Origin of the sequence: Donghicola mangrovi (genome assembly GCF_013377535.1) — a bacterium.
GTDB classification, from domain to species: Bacteria; Pseudomonadota; Alphaproteobacteria; order Rhodobacterales; family Rhodobacteraceae; genus Donghicola; species Donghicola mangrovi.
Map to the genome: position 1 here is coordinate 152,393 of NZ_JABCJE010000006.1, position 22,803 is coordinate 175,195.

General features: G+C 60.8%; 13 protein-coding genes. 7 read left to right on the plus strand and 6 right to left on the minus strand.

The annotated features are described in order from the left end of the window. Positions 1 to 1,446 (plus strand): aldehyde dehydrogenase, encoded by a 1,446-nt coding sequence (locus tag HJ536_RS13760; RefSeq protein ID WP_177158167.1) that lies wholly within the window; start codon positions 1 to 3, stop codon positions 1,444 to 1,446. Between the two features lie 44 nt (positions 1,447 to 1,490). Here HJ536_RS13760 and HJ536_RS13765 read toward each other — a convergent pair whose 3' ends face one another. From HJ536_RS13765 to HJ536_RS13780, 4 genes are read right to left on the minus strand one after another with little or no spacing between them, the layout of a single operon-like run. After that, positions 1,491 to 2,321, minus strand: coding sequence for a PPC domain-containing DNA-binding protein (locus tag HJ536_RS13765; protein WP_177158168.1), 831 nt, complete (start codon positions 2,319 to 2,321; stop codon positions 1,491 to 1,493). Then, entirely contained in the window at positions 2,318 to 3,934 is a 1,617-nt protein-coding gene (locus tag HJ536_RS13770; RefSeq protein ID WP_177158169.1) for an acyl-CoA synthetase, read from the minus strand. The genes HJ536_RS13765 and HJ536_RS13770 overlap by 4 nt, the downstream gene beginning before the upstream one ends. Then, entirely contained in the window at positions 3,931 to 5,100 is a 1,170-nt protein-coding gene (locus tag HJ536_RS13775) for an acetyl-CoA acetyltransferase (protein ID WP_177158170.1), read from the minus strand. The genes HJ536_RS13770 and HJ536_RS13775 overlap by 4 nt, the downstream gene beginning before the upstream one ends. A gap of 26 nt (positions 5,101 to 5,126) precedes the next feature. Beyond that, positions 5,127 to 5,921, minus strand: coding sequence for an IclR family transcriptional regulator (locus HJ536_RS13780; protein WP_177158171.1), 795 nt, complete (start codon positions 5,919 to 5,921; stop codon positions 5,127 to 5,129). Positions 5,922 to 6,133: 212 nt separating this feature from the next. On the opposite strand from HJ536_RS13780, the gene HJ536_RS13785 reads away from it, so the two are divergent. The 5 genes from HJ536_RS13785 to HJ536_RS13805 are packed head-to-tail and all read left to right on the plus strand — an operon-like array spanning position 6,134 to position 10,663. Further along, a complete protein-coding gene (locus HJ536_RS13785) occupies positions 6,134 to 7,156 on the plus strand; it encodes a TRAP transporter substrate-binding protein (protein ID WP_228028723.1) in 1,023 nt (340 codons plus the stop codon). Positions 7,157 to 7,215: 59 nt separating this feature from the next. Continuing rightward, on the plus strand, positions 7,216 to 7,743 hold the full coding sequence (locus HJ536_RS13790) for a TRAP transporter small permease subunit (protein WP_177158172.1): 528 nt from the start codon (positions 7,216 to 7,218) through the stop codon (positions 7,741 to 7,743). Further along, positions 7,740 to 9,107, plus strand: coding sequence for a TRAP transporter large permease (locus HJ536_RS13795; protein WP_177158173.1), 1,368 nt, complete (start codon positions 7,740 to 7,742; stop codon positions 9,105 to 9,107). Before HJ536_RS13790 ends, HJ536_RS13795 begins: the two co-directional genes overlap by 4 nt. After that, positions 9,104 to 9,901, plus strand: a complete 798-nt coding sequence (locus HJ536_RS13800) for an SDR family NAD(P)-dependent oxidoreductase (RefSeq protein WP_177158174.1) — start codon at positions 9,104 to 9,106, stop codon at positions 9,899 to 9,901. Before HJ536_RS13795 ends, HJ536_RS13800 begins: the two co-directional genes overlap by 4 nt. A gap of 9 nt (positions 9,902 to 9,910) precedes the next feature. Then, positions 9,911 to 10,663, plus strand: coding sequence for an SDR family NAD(P)-dependent oxidoreductase (locus HJ536_RS13805; protein WP_177158175.1), 753 nt, complete (start codon positions 9,911 to 9,913; stop codon positions 10,661 to 10,663). Between the two features lie 133 nt (positions 10,664 to 10,796). Here the strand turns inward: HJ536_RS13805 and HJ536_RS13810 are convergent, their stop codons facing one another. Then, positions 10,797 to 11,132 carry a hypothetical protein gene (locus tag HJ536_RS13810; RefSeq protein WP_177158176.1) on the minus strand — a complete coding sequence of 112 codons (336 nt, stop codon included), beginning with the start codon at positions 11,130 to 11,132 and terminating at the stop codon, positions 10,797 to 10,799. A 723-nt stretch (positions 11,133 to 11,855) separates the two neighbouring features. Between HJ536_RS13810 and HJ536_RS20915 the strand changes: the two genes are divergently transcribed. Beyond that, positions 11,856 to 15,299, plus strand: coding sequence for a Hint domain-containing protein (locus HJ536_RS20915; protein WP_338082438.1), 3,444 nt, complete (start codon positions 11,856 to 11,858; stop codon positions 15,297 to 15,299). 45 nt (positions 15,300 to 15,344) lie between these two features. On the opposite strand, the gene HJ536_RS13825 is transcribed toward HJ536_RS20915, so the two are convergent. Further along, positions 15,345 to 22,793, minus strand: a complete 7,449-nt coding sequence (locus tag HJ536_RS13825) for a LamG-like jellyroll fold domain-containing protein (protein ID WP_177158177.1) — start codon at positions 22,791 to 22,793, stop codon at positions 15,345 to 15,347. Positions 22,794 to 22,803 lie beyond the last annotated feature (10 nt).

A 22,803-nucleotide genomic window follows, 5' to 3' on the forward strand; every position in this document is an offset into this window, starting at 1 on the left:
ATGAGTCTTGATCTGTTGATCGACGGCATGGCCTGCCCTGCCGAACAAAGCCGCACCTTCCAGCGCACCGATCCGGTGACCGGAGAGGTTGCCACCCACGCCGCCGCCGCCTCGGTCGAGGATGCGCTGCGGGCGGTGCGGGCCGCCGATGCGGCCTTTGCCGAGTGGTCCAAGACCGGCCCCGAAACGCGCCGGACCCTCCTGACCAAAGCTGCCGACATCATGGACGCCCGCAGCGTCGAGTTCGTCGAGGCGATGGTGAGCGAGACCGGAGCGACCACCATGTGGGCGGGCTTTAACGCCCATCTGGCCGCCGGAATGCTGCGCGAGGCTGCGGCCATCACCACTCAAATCGGGGGCGAGGTGATCCCCTCGAACAAGCCGGGGACGCTGGCGATGTCGGTGTCCAAACCGCGCGGGGTCTGTCTGGGGATCGCGCCGTGGAACGCGCCGGTGATCCTTGGGACGCGGGCAATTGCCACGGCCTTGGCCTGCGGGAATACGGTGGTGCTGAAGTCATCCGAACTGTGCCCCCGTGTACACCATCTGATCGGCGACTGCATGCAAGAGGCAGGCTTTCCGGCGGGCGTCGTGAACGTCATCTCGAACGCGCCCGAGGATGCCCCCGCCGTGGTCCAAGCCCTGATCGAGGCCCCCGAAGTGCGCCACGTGAACTTCACCGGATCGACCGGCGTGGGCCGTATCATCGGGCGTCTGGCGGGCGAAAACCTGAAGCCGGCGCTGTTGGAGCTGGGTGGCAAGGCCCCCTTGATCGTGCTCGAAGATGCTGATCTGGACGGCGCGGTGAACGCGGCGATCTTTGGCGCGTTCATGAACCAGGGGCAGATCTGCATGTCCACCGAGCGGATCATCGTTGTGGATGCGGTGGCGGATGCCTTTGTCGCGAAACTGGCGGCGCGGGCGGCTGCCCTGCCCTACGGCAATCCGCGGGACAAAGTGGTTCTGGGATCGCTTGTGACCCCGGCCGCGGCCGAAAAGATGGACGGTCTGATCGCCGATGCCACAGCCAAAGGTGCCAAGGTCATCGCAGGCGGCACCCGTGACGGCGCAATCCATGCGGCCACGTTGCTGGACAGTGTGACGCCCGAGATGCGCATCTACGCCGAGGAAAGCTTTGGTCCCGTAAAATCCATCATCCGTGTGGCCGACACGGACGCGGCCATCGCGGTGGCAAATGACACCGAATACGGGCTGTCGGCGGCGGTGTTCTCTCAGGACATCACGCGGGCGATGGACGCGGCCAACCGCATCCAGAGCGGGATTTGCCACATCAACGGTCCCACCGTCTCGGACGAGCCGCAAATGCCCTTTGGTGGGGTCAAAGCCTCGGGCTACGGGCGGTTCGGCGGCAAAGCGGGGATCGCGGAATTCACCGTCCAGCGCTGGATCACCATCGAGGACCCGAACCAGCACTACCCGTTCTAAATTGAAAAGACAGCGGCCTCGGATCGGGGCCGCTGGACTGCTTGTCAGGCGGTTTCCAGCACCAGAACTTCGAAGGTCACGCAGACGGGCGAGGTTCCTGCGCTGATCTCTCCGCTAAACCGATCGCCTGCTGGGTCCACGCAGATCATGGGCAGAGTCAGTGCCCCGTCCCACCGCGCTTGGGGCGCGATGAGCACCTCGGAAATCGGCGAGGCCATGGGTGTGCCTTCTGCGAACACCGCGCCGATCAGGCTGCCTATGCCATAGACCGTCGCGTGGGCAAAACCGGAACCCTGGAGGATCGTCGTTAGGGTCTGGTGGATATCGTGGTGCGGGTTCACCTTGGCGATCAAGGCGTTGCCCTGCGCAGCGCCGCCGGTCGGGTGAAAGATCGGAAACAGCGTTTCCGCGTTCATCGACACGTCAAATGCCCCGCCGGAAAAGGCAATGAGCGTCACCTCGCAATCCGCGGACAGGGTGACCGCATCGGGCAGCAGGTGGCCGATCTCGGTCCCTGCTTCGGACCGCCAGACCGCGTGGCAGTGCAGCCACCACGCACCGTCCCGCTTGCCGATGATCGCCGTGCCTGCCTCGATCCTCCCAGAGGTCCGGCTGTGGGTCGCGCTGTACCACGCCGCGTGAACACCATCGTTCGAATGGCCCGGCATCACGAAATCGAACGGGCCCATTTGCAGCCCGTCCATCACCATCACCCCGCTGTCGCAGCCAGCAGCCTCCATGGCATCCGCAACAGCCTGCATCAGCACCGCGCCCTTGGGTAGTGTCACGCTGACCTGATGCGCTGTCCCGCGCGCCACGGAATAAGGCTCTGGCGCTGGGGGGCCGGGATGCCGGATCACCTCGCGGCTGTTCATGACAGCTCGCCGGGCCAGAGGCCTTGGGCCTCTAGCTCCTCTCGGACCAGCTTTTTGGTGATCTTGCCGTAGCCGGTTTTCGGCATCTCGGTCAGGTAGATATACTGGGACGGCAGCTTGTATTTGGCCAGCTTTGCGGCAAGCAAAGCGTTCAGTTCGGTGTCATCCACCGACTGGTCCGGTTCCAAAACACAGACCGCCAGCCCGACCTCGCCCCAAGTCCGGTGGGGGCAGCCAAGGATCGCGACCTCGGACACCGCGGGGTGGGTCAGCAGCAGTTCCTCGATCTCGCGCGGGTATACGTTCGACCCGCCAGAGATGTACATGTCGGACGCCCGCCCCGTGATGTAGAGGTACCGCTCTTCGTCCAGATGCCCCAGATCGCCCGTGCGGAACCACCCGTTGCGAAAGGCTTTCTCGTTCGCGCCGTCGTCCATGTAGTAGCCCGCGCAAACGGCGGGGCCGGCGACACAAATTTCGCCGGTCTGATGGGGGCCGAGGATCTGGCCGTCGTCCCCTTGAACGGTGACGTGCAGACCCGTGCGCTCGATCCCGCAGGTTCCGACACGGGCGTCAGGGCCGTCCTCAACGTGGTGGTCATGGCGCGGCAGCACGGTGATCGCGCCGGTTACTTCGCCAAGGCCGAAGTATTGCACCAACACATGACCTAGTTTGCGCAGGGCGTGCTTCTGATCCTCGCGGTACATGGGGGCGCCGGCGTAGATCACGTAACGCAGGGAGCTGTGATCATAGGCGTCGACCGCCGGATGCTCGGTCAGCATTTTGACGATGGTCGGCACGGTGAACATGTTGGTCACCTTGTAGCGCTGGACGAGTTCCCACGCGGCCTCGGGGTCGAACTTGCCCGCAGGCACCAGAACGCTGGCGGCCCCCGCCGCGATCTGGACCAGTTGGTGCATCCCCGCCCCGTGAGACAGGGGCGCAACGACAAGGCTGACGTCATCGGGCGTGGTGGCGGGCATCAGGTCGTTCAGGTGGTTCAGGGTCGTGAAACCCAGTTGGCCGTGGGTCAGGACAACCGCCTTGGGCCGACCGGTCGAGCCAGAGGTAAAGAACAGCCAGCACGGATCATCGCGGTCCACATCGGCGTTCGGGATGTCCTGCCCCATGTAGTCAGCGATCAGGCCTTCGTAACCCGTGCCAAAACCGTTGCCGATGCAGATGACCTGTTCCAGTTTCGGGGCGGCTTCGATGCAGGCGGTGGCGTGGCCTTCGAAGTCCTGTTCGCAGAACATCAGGGACACGTCGGCCTTCTGGCCCAGATAGGCCACTTCGTCCGCGCGCTGGCGAAAGTTCGAGGGCACCCAGACCGCGCCCACCCGCCAGCAGGCGAGCATAATCTCGGTGATCTGGTTGTTGTTGGGGGATTGCACCAGCACCCGGTCACCGTGCTGGATGCCGAACCGGTCCCTCATCGCGGCGGCAAGGGCGCTGACGCGGGCGTCCAGCTGCGCCCACGTGATGGTCATGTCCCCCCAGATGATCGCGGGCCGGTCCCCCAGACGGGCGGCGTTGCGGGTCAGGAAGTGGGCGAGGTTAGTGGTGCGGGTGCTCCACGGCAGCTTGGGGTCACGGTTCATCGAGGCGCTCATTTCACGCGCTCCATGATCGAGACGTAGTTCGCCACCGCCGCGCCGCCCATGTTGAAAACGCCCGCCATGGTCGCGCCGTCGATCTGCATGGTGCCCGCGTCGCCCGCGAGCTGCATCGCGGCCATGACGTGTTGGGACACGCCCGTGGCCCCCAACGGATGGCCCCGCGATTTCAGACCTCCCGACGGGTTCACCGGCAGCTTGCCAGTGCGGTGGGTTATCCCTTCGCGGATCACGCGGCCGCCTTGACCACGGGGGGCGAGGCCCATGGCCTCGTATTCCAGAAGCTCGGCAATGGTGAAGCAGTCGTGCGTTTCCACGAGGCTCAGGTCGTCCAACGTTACGCCTGCCTCGGCCAACGATTTCTGCCAAGCGCCTCGTGCGCCCGCAAACTCTGTCGGATCGCGGCGCGATAAGGCCAGCACGTCGTTCACTTGGTTCCGCGCGCGGAAGGCAATCGCCCGCTCCAGATCTGCCGCCACATCGGGGTGCGCGATGACCAGAGCCGCCGCCCCGTCCGAAATCAGCGAACAATCCGTGCGGCGCAAAGGCCCTGCCACCAGCGGGTTCTTGTCGCTGACGGTGTTACAGAAATCGACGCTGAAGTCCTTGTGCATGTGGGCATAGGGGTTCAGCATCCCGTGGGCGTGGTTCTTGGACGAGATCATCGCCAGTTCCAGACTGTGATCCCCGTTCGCTTGGAAATAGCTGCTGGCGATCTGGCCAAAGACACCGGCGAATCCGTTCTCGGACTCGCCCTCTTCGGCACGGTAAGAGGCCGTCAGCATGATGTCCCCCGCCTGCGATGTGGGGGTGCTGGTCATCTTCTCGGCCCCGACGACCAGCGCGATCTTTCCCCGCCCCGCTGCGATAAAGTCCATCGCCGCATAGAGCGTTGCCGACCCCGTCGCGCAGGCGTTTTCCAGATGCATCGCGGGGACATGGGCCAGTTCCGGCACCGCCATCCCGACCAAAGACCCCTCAAACGCCTGAGGCGAGAAGCCGTTGTTGTAGACGCCGACATAGATGCCATCGACGTCCGCGGCCTCGACCCCGGCGTGGGTCAGGGCATCGGGCACGACGCTGGCAATCAGGTCGATCAGGTTTTCCTCGGGCGCTTTGCCGAACTTGCTGTGGGCCCAACCCACGATTTGCGGATGTGTCATGGTTCTCCCCCTCCTTGGAACCGATGTCAGGTGTAGCCAAGCTTGCGGCGCAGCTTGGCTTCGATCTTGGCGGCCTCGCGCAGCAGCATCTTGGCCAGGTCTTTTTGTCTGTCCTCGCCCATGCGGGAATCGATGGCCGCAATGGACAGCGCCCCCAGCACGTCGCCGGTGGGGGCCTTGATCGCCACCCCGATGGCCCAAGAGTTCGCCAGATAGAGCCCCGGGTTCAGGGCCCATCCGTTCTGGCGGCATTGGGCGATGCTCTGGTCCACAACTTCGGGCGTGTATCGGTCATAGCCCTTGGCCAGCAGAGGCGTGATTTCCTGCCGCATCATGGCCAGTTCTTCGTCGGGCATGGCGGCCAGAATGGCCATCGCGCCAGCGCCCACCCCCAAGGGATGACGATAGCCGACCTGTAGCGCCTGGGTGCGGATCGGATAGGACCCCTCCTCGCGGTGCAGACACACCGAATAGGCCCCGCGCCGCATGGACACAAAGCTGCTGTCACCGCTTTCGGCGGCCAGATCCTTGAGGCTGTCCATCGCGAAGTCCAGCAGGTTGAACCGCCGCTGCGCCATCAGGCCGACCACATAGCTTTCGGGCCCCAGCGCATAGTTCCGCGATACGGGGTTCTGTTCGACCAGACCCGACCGCATAAGCGCCAGAAGCATCCGCCGGACGGTCGGGCGGCTCAGGCCAGACTGCGCGGTCAGGGCTGTCATAGGCACCTCTTCCCCGCCCCAGCGCGCGATCAACGTCAGCAAGGAAAGCGCCCGATCGACGCTTTGTGCGCCGCCTGATTCTACCTGCGCCGTGGTCATTTAAATATCCACATTATGGACATGTATTCTCCTCTTCCCAACACATGCTGAGCGATCGGCACACCCTTGGCAAGTTTTTTCGATTTTTTGTTTACATACTGAAAATTCAACTCGTATCATGAGATGGCATGTAAACGTCCATATTGTGGATATCATGACCTTGTGGCCGGATTGGGAGGTTCGCCGCAGGGTTCAAATCGGGAGGAGAAATCATGAAGACTTTTGGAAAGGTCGCCTTGGCTGCGACCCTGCTGGCCAGTGCTGCCCACGCGGAAACTCTGGTCATGCAAAGCGTCTATCCGTCGTCCTTGCCCTTGCTTGGCGATAGCGGTGTCAATCTGACCAAGCAGGTCGAGACCCTGACCGGCGGCTCGCTGACCATCGAGTTCAACGAACCCGGCGCCATCGTCGGTGGCAACGAAATGTGGGACGCGATCTCGACCGGCGCGGTGGATGCTGGCTGGTACAGCCCCGGTTTCGCGCAGGGCATTATCCCTTCGGCGGCGATCTTTACCTCGGTTCCGTTCGGCCCCGACATCCGCGCCTATACCGCATGGTGGTACGAGGGCGGCGGCAAAGACATCTGGGCCGAGATCACCAAACCCTACAACATCCACACCGAGCTTTGCGCCATTCTGGTTCCCGAAGCTTCGGGCTGGTTCGCCAAAGAGATCAACTCGCCCGAGGACCTGAAGGGCCTGAAGATGCGGGTCTTTGGCCTTGGGGCGCAGGTCATGCAGAAACTTGGCGCCGAAGCGCAGTCGATGCCGGTGGCTGATACCCTGACCGGTTTGCGCCTAGGCACCATCGACGCGGCAGAGGTGTCCTTCCCGCTGATCGACAAAGCGGTGGGCATGAACGAATACGCCAGCCACTACTACTTCCCCGGTTGGCACCAGCAGACCTCGTTGATCACCTTTATCGCGAACCAGGACGTCTGGGACGGTCTGGAAGAGCAGCAGCGTTTCGCGATCCAGACCGCTTGTGCGGCGAACGTCGCCTATACCGCCGCGCAGGGTGAGGCCAAGCAGCTGCAACCCCTCGCCGATCTGGAGGCTGCAGGCGTCACCGTCCACACGTGGAACGACGAGATGATGGGCGCCTTCCGCACAGCATGGGACGAAGTCGTCGCCGAACAAGTCGCTGCTGACGAGAACTTTGCCAAAGCATGGAAGAGCCTGTCTGACTTCCGCGAAGGCTTCGCGAAATGGGCTGATCTGGCCTACATCAAATAAACGGTGCGGGGCGGCCCTGTTGCCGCCCCTTCCCGCATTTTCCTCAGAGGATTTGGGTGATGGAACGATTGCTTGCGGTCTCGGATCGTTTGGCAGGGCCGTGCCGTGTGGTTGCGCGCCTGTGCGGCTGGCTGCTGCTGGTCCTGATGGCGGTCATTCTTTATGACGTGATCGGGCGGCGCTTTTTCTCGACGGGGTCGTTCAAGCTGCAAGAGCTGGAGTGGCACATCCACGGAGCCATCGCGGTGCTGTGTTTTGGCTATGCCTACACGGAAAACGCCCATGTGCGGATCGACCTGTTTTCCCAGCGCATGAACCCCAAAACCCGCCTTTGGATCGAAATTCTGGCCGTCGCTTTGCTGCTGATCCCCTTTATGGTGCTGCTGGTCTGGTACGGCTCTGACTTTGCGTGGCGCAGCTACACCCGCGCCGAGGGCAGCCCGGGCGGTGTTGGTCTGCCCAACCGCTGGATCATCAAATCTGCCATTCCGATCGGGGCTGTCCTGACCATCTTTGGCGGTCTGTCGGTGATGTTGCGCGCGATCGTCGCTCTGAAACGCCCCGATCTGGTGCAGGAGATGGTATGATAGAGCTGCTTTCTTCCTCGCTTCCGGGCCTGATGTTCCTGTCACTGGTGTTCGCGCTGTTCTCGGGCGCGCCGGTGGCGATCATGCTGATGGGGGTATCGCTGGTTTTTGGCATTCTGGCGCTGATCACGGGCGATATGCGGTTGGCGCAGGCGACCCTGCTGCCGAACCGTATCTTCTCGGGGACGATCGAGAACGCGGTGCTGGTGGCCGCGCCGATGTTCATCTTCATGGGCATCATCATGGAGAAAACCCGCATTGCCGAGGATCTGCTGGTTACCCTGCAACGCCTGATGCGGGTCATTCCGGGGGGGCTGGCGCTGGCTGTGGTGCTGATGGGCACCATTCTGGCAGCGGCCACGGGGATTATCGGCGCGTCAGTTGTGATGCTGGCCATGCTCGCGATCCCCACGATGGTCGAGCGCGGCTATGACAAGGGGCTTGCGGCGGGAACGGTCGCCTCCGCTGGAACGCTCGGCATTCTGATCCCACCCTCGGTGATGCTGGTCTTTATGGGCGATCTTCTGAGCATTTCTTTGGGCAGGCTGTTTGTGGCGGCGCTGCTGCCGGGTCTGCTGCTGTCGGCGCTCTATGTCATCTACATCGTTGTGCGCAGTTGGCTGCAACCAGGCATGGCCCCCAAAGCGCCCGCGCCTGCACCCCATGAACGCGACGGCCTGTGGCTGGAGACAGCCAAATCCGTGCTGGCGCCGCTGGTGATGATCATCGCTGTGTTGGGCTCGATCCTAGGCGGTGTTGCCACCCCGACCGAAGCCTCTGGCGTCGGGGTCTTTGCCGCGCTTCTGCTGGGGCTGCTGCGGGGACGCCTGAATATGGAGGTCCTGCGCGAAAGCATGGACGGCTCGGTCAAGCAACTGGGGATGCTGTTCTTCATCTTTGTCGGCGCGACCGCGTTCTCCTACATCTTCCGCAAAGTTGGAGGAGAGCACTTTATCGTCGAGACCGCCCGCGCCCTGCCCTTTGGCGATTGGGGGCTACTGTTCGCCATGATGGGCATGATCTTTGTCATGGGGTTCTTCTTTGACTGGATCGAGATCACCCTGATCATGCTGCCGATCTTTGCGCCAGTGGTGCAGTTGATGGACCTTGGTGGCCATGTGGAACAGGCCCAGATGATCTATTGGTTTGCCATTCTGGTGTCCTTGAACCTTCAGACATCTTTTCTGACGCCGCCCTTCGGGTTTGCTTTGTTCTACCTGCGCGGGGCGGCCTCTAACCACCTGACGATCAGGGATATTTACCGCGGCATCATCCCGTTTGTCTTGCTGCAACTGGTGCTGCTGGGGCTCACCATCGCCTATCCGCAGATTGCGCTGTGGCTGCCGGAAAGGATGTTCCAATGAGCGGACGCATGAAAGGCAAACGCGTCGCTGTCATCGGCGCAGGCTCGGTCGGTGCGGGCTGGGGCAATGGCAAAGCGGCCGCCGTTTTGTACGCCCGAGAAGGGGCAGAGGTGCTGTGCGTGGACCGGAGCCTGTCCGCCGCTGGCGAAACCGCCGCGCTGATCATCGCAGAGGGCGGCACGGCCCATACCTTTGCTGGCGAGATGACCGACCCTTTGGCTGCCACTGCGATGGCAGGCGCGGCGATGACCCAGATGGGCGGGCTGGATGTGCTGCACTTCAATATCGGCACCAGCGTCAAAGGGGGCCTCGACGATACCGACTTTGCGGACTGGCAGCGGGTGTTCAGCATCAATCTGGATGCGGCCTTTCACGCGACCAAGGCCTGCGTCCCCCACATGGGTGCAGGCAGCGCGATCGTGTATATCTCTAGCCTCGCGGGGCTGAACAACGGGCCCTATCGTTATATCGGGTATGAGGCCTCGAAGGCCGCGTTGCAGCGCTTTGCCCGCAGCATCGCCATCGAATACGCCCCGCGCGGCATTCGCGCGAATACGGTCGTGCCGGGCATGATCGACACCCCCCACGTGGCCGCCATGATCGCCCCCGGCCAGAACATGGAAACCGTGCGCGCCGCCCGCGCCGCTCAGGTCCCTCTGAAGCGGCAGGGCACCGCGTGGGACATCGCCGAAGCGGCGCTGTTTCTGGCCTCCGACGCGGCGGGATTTATCACCGGCGTTGATCTGCGGGTCGATGGCGGGATGGGAACTTTGATGGGCACATCAGCAAGTTAGGACAGACACATGACGCAAAAGATTGCACTGGTCACGGGCGCGGCCCGTGGCATCGGCCTTGCCACGACCAAGCTCTTGATCGAAGAGGGCTGGCAGGTCGCCATGATTGACCGCGACGGCGACGAACTGGCGCTGGCGGCCGAGGGACTGGATCAGGCCAAACCCTTTGTCTATGACGTCTCGATCCCAGATCAGGTGACCGGGACGATCGCGGCCGTCCGCTCGGCCTTTGGCCGCATCGACGCGGTGGTGAACAACGCCGGTGTCGCGGATTTCGGCCCGATCGAGGACACAGACTTTGCCCGCTGGCGCCGCGTGATGGAGACGAACCTCGACGGTGTGTTCCTTGTGTCCCAGGCGGCAATTCCGTCCCTTAAGGAAACCAAGGGGGCTTTGCTGAACATCGCCTCTATCTCGGGGCTCAGAGCGTCAACCCTGCGCGTGGCCTATGGCACCTCCAAGGCTGCGGTGATCCAGTTGACGAAACAGCAGGCCGCTGAATTGGGGGAATACGGCATCCGCGCAAACTGCGTTTGCCCCGGTCCTGTCCGCACGAAACTGGCGATGGCGGTCCACTCGCCAGAGATTATAGCCGCCTATCACGATGCCATCCCGCTGAACCGGTATGGATCGGAACGCGAAATCGCCGAAGTCATCGTGTTCCTGTGCTCTGAGCGCGCAAGCTATGTGACCGGCCAAGTCGTCGCCGCAGATGGCGGATTTGACAGTACGGGCGTGGGTTTGCCAGCATTGCGGGTCTGAATATTTCTGGCTCTGGCGGAAGGAGGCTTTGGACCTGAGTCTGGCAGAGCTAACGCCAAGCTTGTTTTCGAGCGCAGATTTTCTGCGCTGTCGGGGCTAGGTGCCCAAAACTTGAGGCGGGCCCGCCTTCAGGTCAATTCGTTCCGCTGGTTGACGACGTCGAAGACGTGGAAGAGGTGCTCGAAGTCGAGCCGTTTCCACTGGCATTGCCCGAGTTGCGTGCCATTGCGCCCAATGCCAAAGCCGCGATCCCTGTAAAGGGTACACCTGCCACACCGATGCCGCCTTGAACAAGGTTCAAGTTCTCCAGTGGAGCTTTGAAGAAAACGGTCTCCGGATCGCTTGTGGCACCTTTGACGATCACAGGCTCTTCTGCCGGATCATCTTTGGCCAAGCTGCCCGCAACGGCGGCAGTAGAAAACAAAGCTGACAAAACCATAGTGACGAGACAAATTGCTGATGGTTTCATGGCTGGCATCCTGAATTATTGCTGGTCAAAATATCCAAATGGGATTTAGGTGTTCCTATTGGTGTAATTCGGATTGATATCTGAATTTATGTTATATTTCCATGTGTTTGCGTCACTCCAAATAATTTGTGATGTGCATTAATTGTTTCATATTATGAATTGTGTTAGATTTGCCTTTTATAATACCTGCTATTGCAAATTTCACCATCATTGCTCTCAAGTTTTATTTGTGATTATTTTTTGCTAAATTTTATGTGATGGGAAAGACTTTTGCATGCTATTGGGTTTTATCATGGGTCACTTGCATTTATGTTTTCGTTTTCCCGAGTTGATTTGAAACCTTGATTTTCACATATAAAGAAACCGGTAAAATATTATCCCCGCTTGTCGCGTGAAACTTCCGTTCAGAAAGATGCGAAATGCCCAAGATCGGGGAGCTGTGAGCTAAGATTCGCAGTCGATTTGGTTTCGAATTGCGCCCGCTGGGAGCGCAGGCCTTGGTCCGTCACGCGCCGACGACGCTAGGCGGCAGACACCCTGCGATGGCCGCGCCTTCTTCCACGCTCTTGGTATCTCCCGATACCCACATGTCTATTAAGGGTATGTGCACCCTGTCCAAGTAAAGAAGACCAACAAAGCACCGTTGAATATCCGATGGGTCCGGATTCCACGGACGTTTGTGCAGCGGTGTGAAAGCTGTGGGTTCAACTTGGGAGCTTACTGGTGTCAACGACTTTTGACGTCATTTTTCTAGGGGTCGCGTCTGCAATTGACGTTGTCGAAGGTGACAACAATTCCGAAAATGCATCCTCGCTCGTCGGGAAAACCTACGGAAGCGAGGGGGTGCCCCTAGCGGCCAGCATCTTTAGCCTGTCTATGGTCGGGGATGTCGGAACAAACTACGACACCAACAACAACACCTATAACGACCAGTTCTCGGTTAACGGAACGAACTACACCTTCGACGGGATCGCGGTGTATTCCTCGACGGTGCGGTTCACCGACGGGACCTCGATCACCTACAACATCCGGATCGCGCAGACCACGACGGGCGAGACGTTCATCATCCCGAACCCCGTGGGCGGCGAAGCGGAACAGGCGCTGATCTCGGAAAAGCCGATTGAATCAGTGACCTTCAACTCGGTGGTGTCCAGCGATGCGGTGATGGCGGCGAGCCGTGTGGACAACGGCTTTACCAACGACATCATCGACGGGACCGAGGGTGCGGACAACATGCGCCTTGGCCATGTTGACTCTCACGGCGACCAGATCGACGGCACCGACAACGTCATTCACGGCGGCGGCGGCAACGATACGATCGAGGGTGGCGGCGGCGCTGACACGATCGAGGGCGGCGCTGGCAATGACCTGATCTATGGCGATACAGAAGGGGACGTGCGGTTTGGCACGCTGAACCCGACCAACTCTGACAACCTTCAGGACGAGAACCAGACCGAGGCGTGGCAAACCCGTGCGGTCGAGCTGATCGAGCTGCCGAACGGCAAGCTGGTTATGATCACGTCCGAGCGTTTGGCCTCGACCGACGGGATTGCCAGCTACCAGATCGACAACGATCCAAGTTCGTCGACCTATGGGCAGATCATCGGGACCCAGATCAGCAAGGTGACCGAAGCCAGCATCGGCAACGGTTTCCATAACATCGAGGCCATGAGCAGCATCACGCTGAGCTCTGGCGTGACCTATGTCTATACGGCCGACCACGACACCGACACGATCGGCATCGTTAAGGTTAACCTTGATGGCTCGTTGACCTATGTTGACCACCTGACCAGCGTTAATCTGGACGAAGTTGGGGAACTCAGCGCGGTCGAGGTTGGTGGGAAATCTTTCCTTCTGGCGACGGCGGGGGGATCGGCCGATGCGCTGACGGTCTATGAGATCGGGTTGGACGGGCGGCTGACCCAGACCGATATAGAGCACGACCAGAGCGGCACGGCCGAGAACTTTCTGGCGGAAAGCGGTCAAAGCTCTTCGTCGTTGCTCGAGAGTTTTACCAACAGCAGCGGTCAGACCTTTGTTATCACGGGCGGTTCCGAGAACGGCATTGCTCTGTGGACGCTGGACAGCAACGGCCAGCTGACCATTCAGGACGCCCGCGCCGATGACGCTGCAGGCGCCGGGGACACCAACCCTGCCGGTGAGGCGCTGACCCGCGACCTGATTTCGCCAACCGAGACAGGCCTCTGGCACGTTTCCGCGGGCGCGTTCGCCGAGATTGACGGTCAGACCTATTTGTTCGTGGGCGGCACCGACGATGACGTTGTCATCTTCCGCGTGGACGGGACGACCAGCTATGACCTGACGCTGGTGGGGCAGCTCGATAATGCGGTTATCGACATCTCCTCTATGGCCTTCCTTCAGACCGATGATGGCGGCGCCCTTGTGGTGGGGGGCGAACAGAGCGGTCTGAACTTCTATGGTATCACGGTGAATGGCGACGGTACGGTCACCCTTACCCTGACCAACACCGTTGCCGATGGCCCCGAGGGCGGGGCCGAGCTGCTGGATTCCGAAGATATCGACGTGGCGGGCGGTTTGCTGGTCTCGGCCAGTGATTACGACAGCGGCGTCGCCATTATCGACACGGGGCTGAATGATCCGGACCTTGTGGGCGATCCGGGCAATGACAGCATCACCGGTGGCGCAGGCAACGACACGATCTACGCGGGCGAAGGCAACGACACCATCGTTCTCGAGGATAACTTCGGCACCGATGTTGTTGCGGGCGGTGAAGACGCCGACCTGAGCGATATCGATCTGCTGGACGCCTCTGGCATCACGCTGACCGGTGTGAACGTGGTCCTGTCGGGCGACGAGGCTGGCACCCTGACGGCGGGCAGTTCTGCGGTGACCTTCACCCAGATCGAGGCGTTCAACCTGACCGATCTGGCGGATCTGTTTGACGGCAGCGCGGCCTCGGCCCCCGTGATTATCTCGGCGGGTGCGGGCGATGACAGCATCACTGGAACCTCGGGTAGCGACACCATTTATGGTGAAGAGGGTAACGACACACTGAACGGTGGGGCCGGTGCGGACCAACTCTATGGTGGCGACGGGAATGACAGCATTTCCGCAGGCACAGGCACCGATACGTTGGAGGGGGGTCTGGGGAACGACACGCTGGCCGGGAACGGCGGCGCGGATGTGCTGTCCGGCGGAGATGGCGACGATAGTCTGGCGGGCGGTCTGGGGAATGACACGCTGGACGGCGGGTCGGGCAATGACACGCTGACCGGCGGCAGTGGGGATGATGTCTTTGTCTATTCCGGCGGGTCGGACGTTATCACCGATTTCAACTTCGGAAACACGGGCGCGATTAACGACGGTGATACGGCGAACAACGATTTCGTCGATCTGTCCGGTTACTATGACACCCTCTACGAGCTTTGGGCGGACCAACGGGACGACGGTATCCTTAACCAGTCGAACACGGTCGATACCCGCGGGAATGCGGTCGATTACGGGGATAACACCCAGTTCGGCACTGGATCACTGACCTTTACCGGTGCGACGGGGGATCGTTATTCCTTTAACCAGGACAATACCGGAGTGGTCTGTTTCACCCATGGCACGCTGATCCGCACGCCCTCTGGCGATGTTCCGATCCAGTCGCTGAAAGCCGGTGATCTGGTGGTGACCCGCGACAACGGGGTGAAGCCGCTGCTCTGGATCGGGTACCGCCATCTGGATGGGGCGGTTTTGACGGCTCAGCCCCATTTGCGGCCCGTTTTGCTGAAGCACAGCTTTTTCGGGTTTGACCGCGATCTGGTTGTATCGCCCCAGCACGGGGTGTTGCTGCGCTCCGATTTGCGCGGCGGAGACGAGGTTCTGTACCGCGCGATCCATCTGGCGCGTTTGCCCGGTGGCGCGGCGCGGCAGATGCTGGGGTGCCGATCGGTCACCTACATCCATCTGCTGTTCGACCAGCACGAGGTGGTTTTTGCGAACGGTCTGCCGAGCGAGAGCCTCTACCCTGGCCGCACCGCCATCCGCAGCATGAACATTGCCGCGCAGTCCGAGGTGTTGGAGCTTTTCCCCGATCTGCAGCGGTTTGATCCCGCTATGGCGTATGGGTCCCCTGCCCGCACCTATTCGCGGACGGGATTGTTGCCCGATCACCTTCGGGAACTGCGGCTGGCAGGTTAAAGTAAAAGGCCCCCTCGCCGATGCGAAGGGGCCTTTAGATTAGGGTTAAACCAGTTCCGGCAGGGTGTTGAACAGAACCTCTTCGTCCAGAATGTCATCGTCCATCTCGACCCGCAGCACTTGACCGCCGCCATTCTCGAAATAGTCGATGTGGATCTGGTAGTAGCCGGTCTCGGTGAACACCACTTCGGCGCGGGTGGTTTCAGGGGACCGAAGGCCCGCGTATTCCGCCACAACCTCGCCACCGATGCTCATCGAGAACCCGTCGTCGCTGTAAACATCGAAGGTGTGCGTCCCCGCCTCAATGAACACAAATCCGTCGAGGGTCACGCCGAAGGTGTCCGCGCGGTCCGACCCGTCGCCCTCGGTGACTTCGCCGCCCGAGGCGACAAAGGCGTCGAGGGTGCTATTGGACGCCGACGTGAATTCCATCGATTTGGCTTCAAAGGTAAGGTCGGCATCGGCTCCGTCGGTCAAGGTACGGTAAACGCTGATCGACCCGATCGCGCTGTCCATATCGTAAAGCGCGCCGTTCAGACCATCGCCTTCGCCCGTGACATCGGTTGCCAAGGCCACGTTGTCGACGGTTAACGCCTCAACCCAACTACCCGAGGTGTTCAGGTAGTCCATTTCGGCGTTGCTCAGCGCCTCGTCATAGACCGACAGCGCGCTGATGGTGCCGTCAAAGCTCCACCATGGCCAGATTTGACCGGCCGATCCGGTGCTAAAGGTCGCCCCCAGCATCAAGTCCTGATCCATCGCGGCGAAGTCGATATCGGGGTTGTTCTCGGCTTCGACTTTGACACCGTTCAGATACAGACTGATCGTGTCCCCGTCATAGCTGAGCGCAGCGGTGTATTCCTTGCCCGCTTTCAGGCCCAGATCGATGCTGCTGAGATAGGCGTATTTGCTGCCCTGACGGACATCCATCCGCAACTCGCCATTCAGCACATAGACCCGATAGAACCCGTCCGCATCCCCGTTTGCCCCCCGCGAGAACAGGGTGTAGCGGGTGTTGTCGTTCATCGCGTCCAGCGTGAAACTGGTCACAATCGACCCTTCGGCCGTGGCATCCACATACCGCAGTTCCGCCTGAGAAGAGCTTTGCACCGACAGGTCCGTGCGGGTCATCACCGGCACCGCGTCAAAGCTCTCGGCGGTTACTGTCTGCCCCACCAGCGAGCCGTCCGCCAGTTCGTCCGCCAAGAGGTCAGACAACCAGATCGCCATTTCCGACAGCTTTTCATCAGTGTTGTTGTTCTCGTTCAGCACGCGGTCCGAGCGGTAGCCGAACCCGAGGTTATAGAGGCCATCCATCACCGTCTGCACCGCCCACTCGTCATAAAGCGAGGTGCGCGCATCCATCGCCAGCCCGAAACCAGAGGTGGTAGATCCGTTCAGATTCGCCCATTCCTCGGCATAGGTGTTTTGCAGCCAGACCGAGATATCCTTGAGGTCGGAAATGGTCAGAGCGCCGTCGCGTGCCACATCGGTGGCAAGGATCGCCTCGAGCAGCATGGTGTTCAGACCATCGGCAGCGGTTGCGGCCTCGGCGATCTGGGTGGTGGTCAGGTTGGCGTTCAGGTTGTCGTCGTCGGTGATCAGATCGACCAGCGCATCCAGCCCCGTTCCGGTCGAGCCGGTGACATAGGGATTGGCTGATGCCTCGGTCACCAAGGCGCCACTGGTCAGATCGGCGGCCAAAGCAGCCTCTAGCCAATAGGCCACATCGGACAGGCGCTGGTTGGAATTACCGTCTTCGTTAATCAGGCGGCCATTGGTGTTGTAGCCAAAGCCCAGATGGTAGACCCCGTCCAGCACCGTGTTCACCAGATTTTCACCGTAGATTTCGGCGCTGGCCCCGTCGTTCTGCACCAGATGGAAGCCGGTCTCTTCGGTCCCGTCGTCATCGCCGTGGGCGATCGCATAGGCGGAATTCGCGTCCCCGCCGTAATAGGTTTCCGAGATGTAGTTCGACAGAACCCGCATATCGCTGGCGCTGAAGCTGCCGTTGCGGGCGATGCCGGTGGCAATAATCCCGTCCACAATCATGGTATTGATCTGATCGGCGTAATAGGCGCCCTCGGTAATCTCGTTGATCGAGATATTCTGGTTCAGCCCGATATCGGACAGGATCAGATCGACCCACTGGTCAAGCCCCGTGCCGGTGGTGCCGGTAAAGGCGACCACATCGTCATTGGCCAAGGCTTCCATATCATCGGCCAGCAAGGTGTTCAGCCAGTCCGCCACATCCGCGATGGTCTGGTTGGAGTTGCCGTCCTCGTTGATCAGGCGACCCGAGGTGTTATAGCCGAAGCCCAGATGGTAGATCCCGTCCGCAACGGTGTTCACGAGGTTCTCGTTGAAAATCCGGGCGTTCGCACCATCGTTCTGGACCAGATGGAAGCCGGTTTCCTCGTCGTTTTCGTCGTCCCCGTGCAGGGTCAGCCACGCGCTGTCCGCGCCATCCGCGTAGGTGGCGGCGATATATTCGGACAGGCCGCGGATTTCGCTCTCGGTCAGGGTGCCGTCATTGGCGTATCCCAGTGCCTTGATGCTATCGACGATGATGTGGTTCATCCCGTCCGCCGAGGCCGCCCCCCCGTTGATCTCGGCCAGAGTGATGCGGGTCTGAAGCCCCAGATCCGCGCCGATCCCGTTAACCAAGGCGTCAAGGCCGGAGCCGGTTGTCCCCTGCACCACGGCGGTGGCATCTGCATTCGCAAGCGCCTCCATGTCGTCGGCCAAGAGGTTCGTCAGCCACTCGCCCACGCTGTTCAAAGAGGCGTTCGCCGCGCCATCTTCGTTGATCAGGCGGCCATTCGCATAGCCGAACGGCAGGTGGTAAACGCCGTCAGCCACGGTGTTGATCGCGTTCTGCGAATAAAGGCGGGTGTAGGAGCCATCCCCCTGCACCAGATGGAAGCCGGTTTCTTCATCGCCCTCGTCATCGCCGTGCGCTTCGACAAAGGCGGCCAGCCGGTCGGCGTCGGCCTGAACCCAGTCAGACAGGCCAGCAACCTCGGCGGCGGTGATCACGCCGTCATTGGCCAGACCCAGTTCCTGAATGCCCTGAACAATCAGCGCGTTCATGGTGTTCATGGCGTCTGCAGCGCGGATCAGATCGGACTCGGCGATTTTACGGTCCAGTTCTGTGTCGGTGCCGACAATCTCGACCAGTTGATCGAGGCCAGTGCCTGTGGTGCCTTCGACCACCGCGTCGTTGCCCGACACAAGGGTGCCATCCGCCAGATCACCGGCCAGAATGTGGTTTAGCCAGTCGGCCACATCCTCGACATTGGCGTTGTTGTTGCCGTCCTCGTTGATCAGGCGCTGGTTGTTGTAGCCAAAGCCCAGATGGTAGATCCCGTCGGCCACGGTGTTGATCGCCTTCTGGCCATAGACCAAGGCCTGACCGCCATCGTTTTGCACCAGATGGAAGCCGGTCTCTTCGTCGCCGTCATCATCGCCGTGCAGAACCAGCCACTGATCCAGACGGTTTTCGTTGATCCAGGTGGCGATGTCATAGACTTCGGCCGTGCTGATGGTGCCGTCATCCGCAGCACCAAGGGCCTTGATTGCTTCGACGATGATCTGGTTCATGCCGTTCGCAGCCTCGATCGCCTCGGCGCGGTCGGTGATCAGGGTGTTCAGTTGCAGGCCGTCATCGTCGGCGATCCAGTCGAGGATCTGATCCAAACCCGTGCCAGTCAGCACAATTTCATTGGCGCTCGGGTCGTATTCGGTGGCCGAGAGGTAGGCCTCCAGGCTGGTATAAAGCTGCGCGGTTTCGATGGCTGCGCCGTCCAAGGACAGTTCCAGCACCTGCCCGCCGGTGTTTTCATAGTAATAAAGGTCGATCTGATAGAGACCCGCCTCGTAGGTCTGGGTGCCGGTGGTGGCCCCGATCGAACGCGCCACCGAGAAGCTGATCAGTTCGGCCCCGCCAATCGCCAAGGCAAAGCCGTCATCAGAGCGGACGGTAAAGCTGTGCTCGCCCGCGTCCAGCCAGATATAACCGGTCAGATGCATACCCATGGTCTGGACAGCCGCGCTGCCATCGCCAGAGGTTACGGTGCCTTTGGTGGACAGGAAGTCGGTCAGGCTCTGGGTATTGGTGCCCGCAAAGCTGACCGTGTCCGCGTCAAACGTGTGCGTGGCGGCCAGGGTGCCGCTGCTGATCCCGGTGATCAGTTTCTGGATCGATGCGAACGAGGAACTGACATCGTAAACCGTGCCGGTCAGGCCGTTGCCCATGGTCTGGACTGCACCTTCGGGCAGATCGACGGCCTCGGCCACAGCTTCGGGCAGGTCATTGTCCAGCGCCAGAACCTCTTGCGAGGTCAGGTTGCGGTTATACACCTGAACCGAGGTGATCTCGCCATCAAAAAGGTTGTGGTTCGTGTTGCCATCGTTCCACGCCCACATGCGGGACTCGCCGATGGCGATGGGGTTGTCGTTGTTCAGCCAGGTGGTGATGGCATCCGCATTTTCGGCAACCAAGGCGCCGTCCAGATACAGCTGCGCGCCATTCTCGCCAAAGTTCACCACGATGTCGGTGGACACACCGGCCTGCAATATCCCCGCGGGCGAGGTCAGAACATAGGTCGTGTCGGTGGTCTCCAGACGCACTTCGACCCGTTCGTTGCGGACCAGAATGGTCAGGTGACCGCCCTCTTCAAAGTAGCGGAAGTCCTTGGACACCAGCGTGCGGGCATTCCAGCTTTCGATCGTGTCGGCGGTAAAGGTAACCGCAATCGCGCCCTGCGCAACTTCCTGAGATGCATCGTGGGCAATCAGCAAAGCTGTCTCGCCGTTGCCAAAGGTCATGGGCGTGTCGATATCCACGATCAACGCATCGGCAAAGCTGCTGGCATCGGTTGCCAGAAGCTCTGAGTTCACCAGCGCGCCAGAGGTCAGCTCGTCGGCCAACAGGATATTGAGGTAGTTCGCGGCATTCTCGACCCGGCCAACGTAATTGCCGTTCGCATCGCGGATTTCCACGTTCCACGTGATGGTGTGGCCCATCGCGTAGATCAGGCGCGCCATGCTGTCGATGACGTTCTCGTTGCCGACGGTTTCGACCGCGCCTTCGCGCTGGACCTTGCCAAAGCCGTCGCTGGCGGTGCTGTCGGACCCATAGAGGGCGTCCCATTCCGCTTGGGCATTTTCGGCGATCCACGCGCTGATCAGGCGCACATCGTTCGCATCGAAGGCGCCATTATTGGCGGTGCCGGTCTCGTGGATGGCTTGCAGAAGAATGCTGTTCAGCCCGTCCGCCGCAGTGGCGGCAACGTTCAGATCAGAGGTGGCAAAGTTGCGCGACAGCACGTCATCCGAAAAGACAGCATTGGTGATCGCGTCCAGACCCGTACCTGTGGTCGCCACGTGATAGGGGTTCACCTCGGCCACCAGCGACCCGTCCGCCAGTTCGTCCGCCAGCAGGTCGTTCAGCCAATAGGCCACATCGGTGGTCGAGGCGTTGGCGTTGCCATCCTCGTTGATCAGCTGACCCCACCGGTTATAGCCAAAGCCCAAGTGATAGAGGCCATCCGCCACGGTATTCACCGCGTTCTCGCCATAAAGGCGGGTGACCGCGCCGTCGTTCTGGACCAGATGGAAGCCGGTTTCCTCGTCGCTTTCGTCGTCGCCGTGCAGTGTCACCCACTGGTCATAGCGGTTCTCGTTGATCCAGTCGGAAATCTCGCGCACGTCCCCAGCAGAGAGCGTGCCGTTGGCGGCAACACCTGTGTCCTTGATCGCCTCAATGATAATGGCGTTCATGCCTTGGGCCGCGGCCATCCCGTCAAGGATCTCGGTGAGGGGCAGACGGTTGTTCAACTCCGGGTCATCGGCGATGATCGCGAGGATCTGGTCCAAGCCGGTTTCCACCGCAGTGCCGGTTCCGGCCGCAGCGCGCCAATTCTCCAGATCCTCGGCCAGCAGTTCGTTCAGCCAGTAGGCTACCGTTTCGACACGGGCGTTGCCGTTCCCGTCTTCGTTCACCAACTGGTTCCAGCGGTTGTAGCCAAAGACCAGATGGTAAATGCCATCCGCCACGGCGTTCACCGCGTTATTCCCGAACAGCAGGGTTTCAGCGCCGTCGTTCTGGACCAGATGGAAACCGGTTTCCTCGGTCCCTTCGTCATCGCCGTGGGCGGCCACAAAGGTGTCGTAGTAGTTTTCGGCAATCCAGTCGGACAAGGTCAGGATTTCCGAGGTGGTCAGCTTCCCGTCATCCCCGAGGCCGAGTGTCTCGATCCCCTCAATGATGATGGTGTTCATGGTGTTGGCCGCTTCGGCCCCGCCCCGCAGATCGCTGTCCGAGACGTTCCGGTTCAAGCCATCGTCATTCACGATGATCGCGACCAGACGGTCCAGACCGGTGCCCGTGGTGCCAACGACTTTTTCCGCGACGTCGGGATTGGCCAGCGCCTGCATATCATCGGCAAGCAGACGGTTCAGCCAGTCGGCGACATCTTCGGTATTGGCGTTGCGGTTGCCGTCCTCGTTGATCAGGTTGGTGCCGGAATAGCCGAAGACCAGATGGTAAATGCCGTCCGCCACGGTGTTCACGCCGTTCTCGCCAAAGAGGCGGGTGTTCGCACCATCGTTCTGGACCAGATGGAAACCGGTTTCCTCGGTCCCTTCGTCGTCGCCATGGGCGGCCACGAATTCATCATAGTAATTCTCGCGAATCCAGTCGGACAGCGCGGTCACGTTCGAGGCGGTGATGGTGCCGTCATTGGCCAGCCCCAGCGATTTGATCCCCTCGATGATGATGGTGTTCATGGTGTTTGCGGCCTCGGCCCCCCCCCGCAAATCCGCATCGGACAGGCGCTGGTTCAACCGCTCGTCGGTCATGATCATCGCCACCAGCGCGTCCAGACCCGTTCCGGTCGTGGCAATCGCCGCAGGGGCGACGTCATTCGCAAAGACGCCGTTGGCCATATCCTGGGCCAGCAACGCATTCAGCCAGAAGGCCGCGTCATCGACCTGAACATTGCGGTTGCCGTCTTCGTTGATCAGGGCGTTGCCGCTGGTGCCGAAGCCCAGATGGTAAAGTCCGTCGATCACCGTATTCACGGCATTTTCGCCAAACAGAGTGGACCGCGCCCCGTCATTTTGCACCAGATGGAAGCCGGTTTCCTCGGTCCCTTCGTCGTCGCCGTGGAATTCGGCCCATTCGTCTGCATAATTTTCGGTGATATACTCCGAGAGCGCATACATATCCGGAGTGTTGATTTCGCCATCGGTCGCAATTCCGGTTGCGTGGATCGACTCGACGATAATCGCGTTCAGCTCGGCCATGGCCGAAATGGCTTTCTGGATATCAAAGCTGGTGACATAGAGGTTCAGCGCCTGATCCGACGCGACCAAAGTCAGCAGGCCGTCCAGTCCGGTTCCCGTCAGCTTTACGCCCGTGGGCAAATCAGTTGTGTCCGCCAGCGTTTCGGCATTGCGATTGAAATCTACATGGGTGGCTAGCGACATGGCTGGCTCC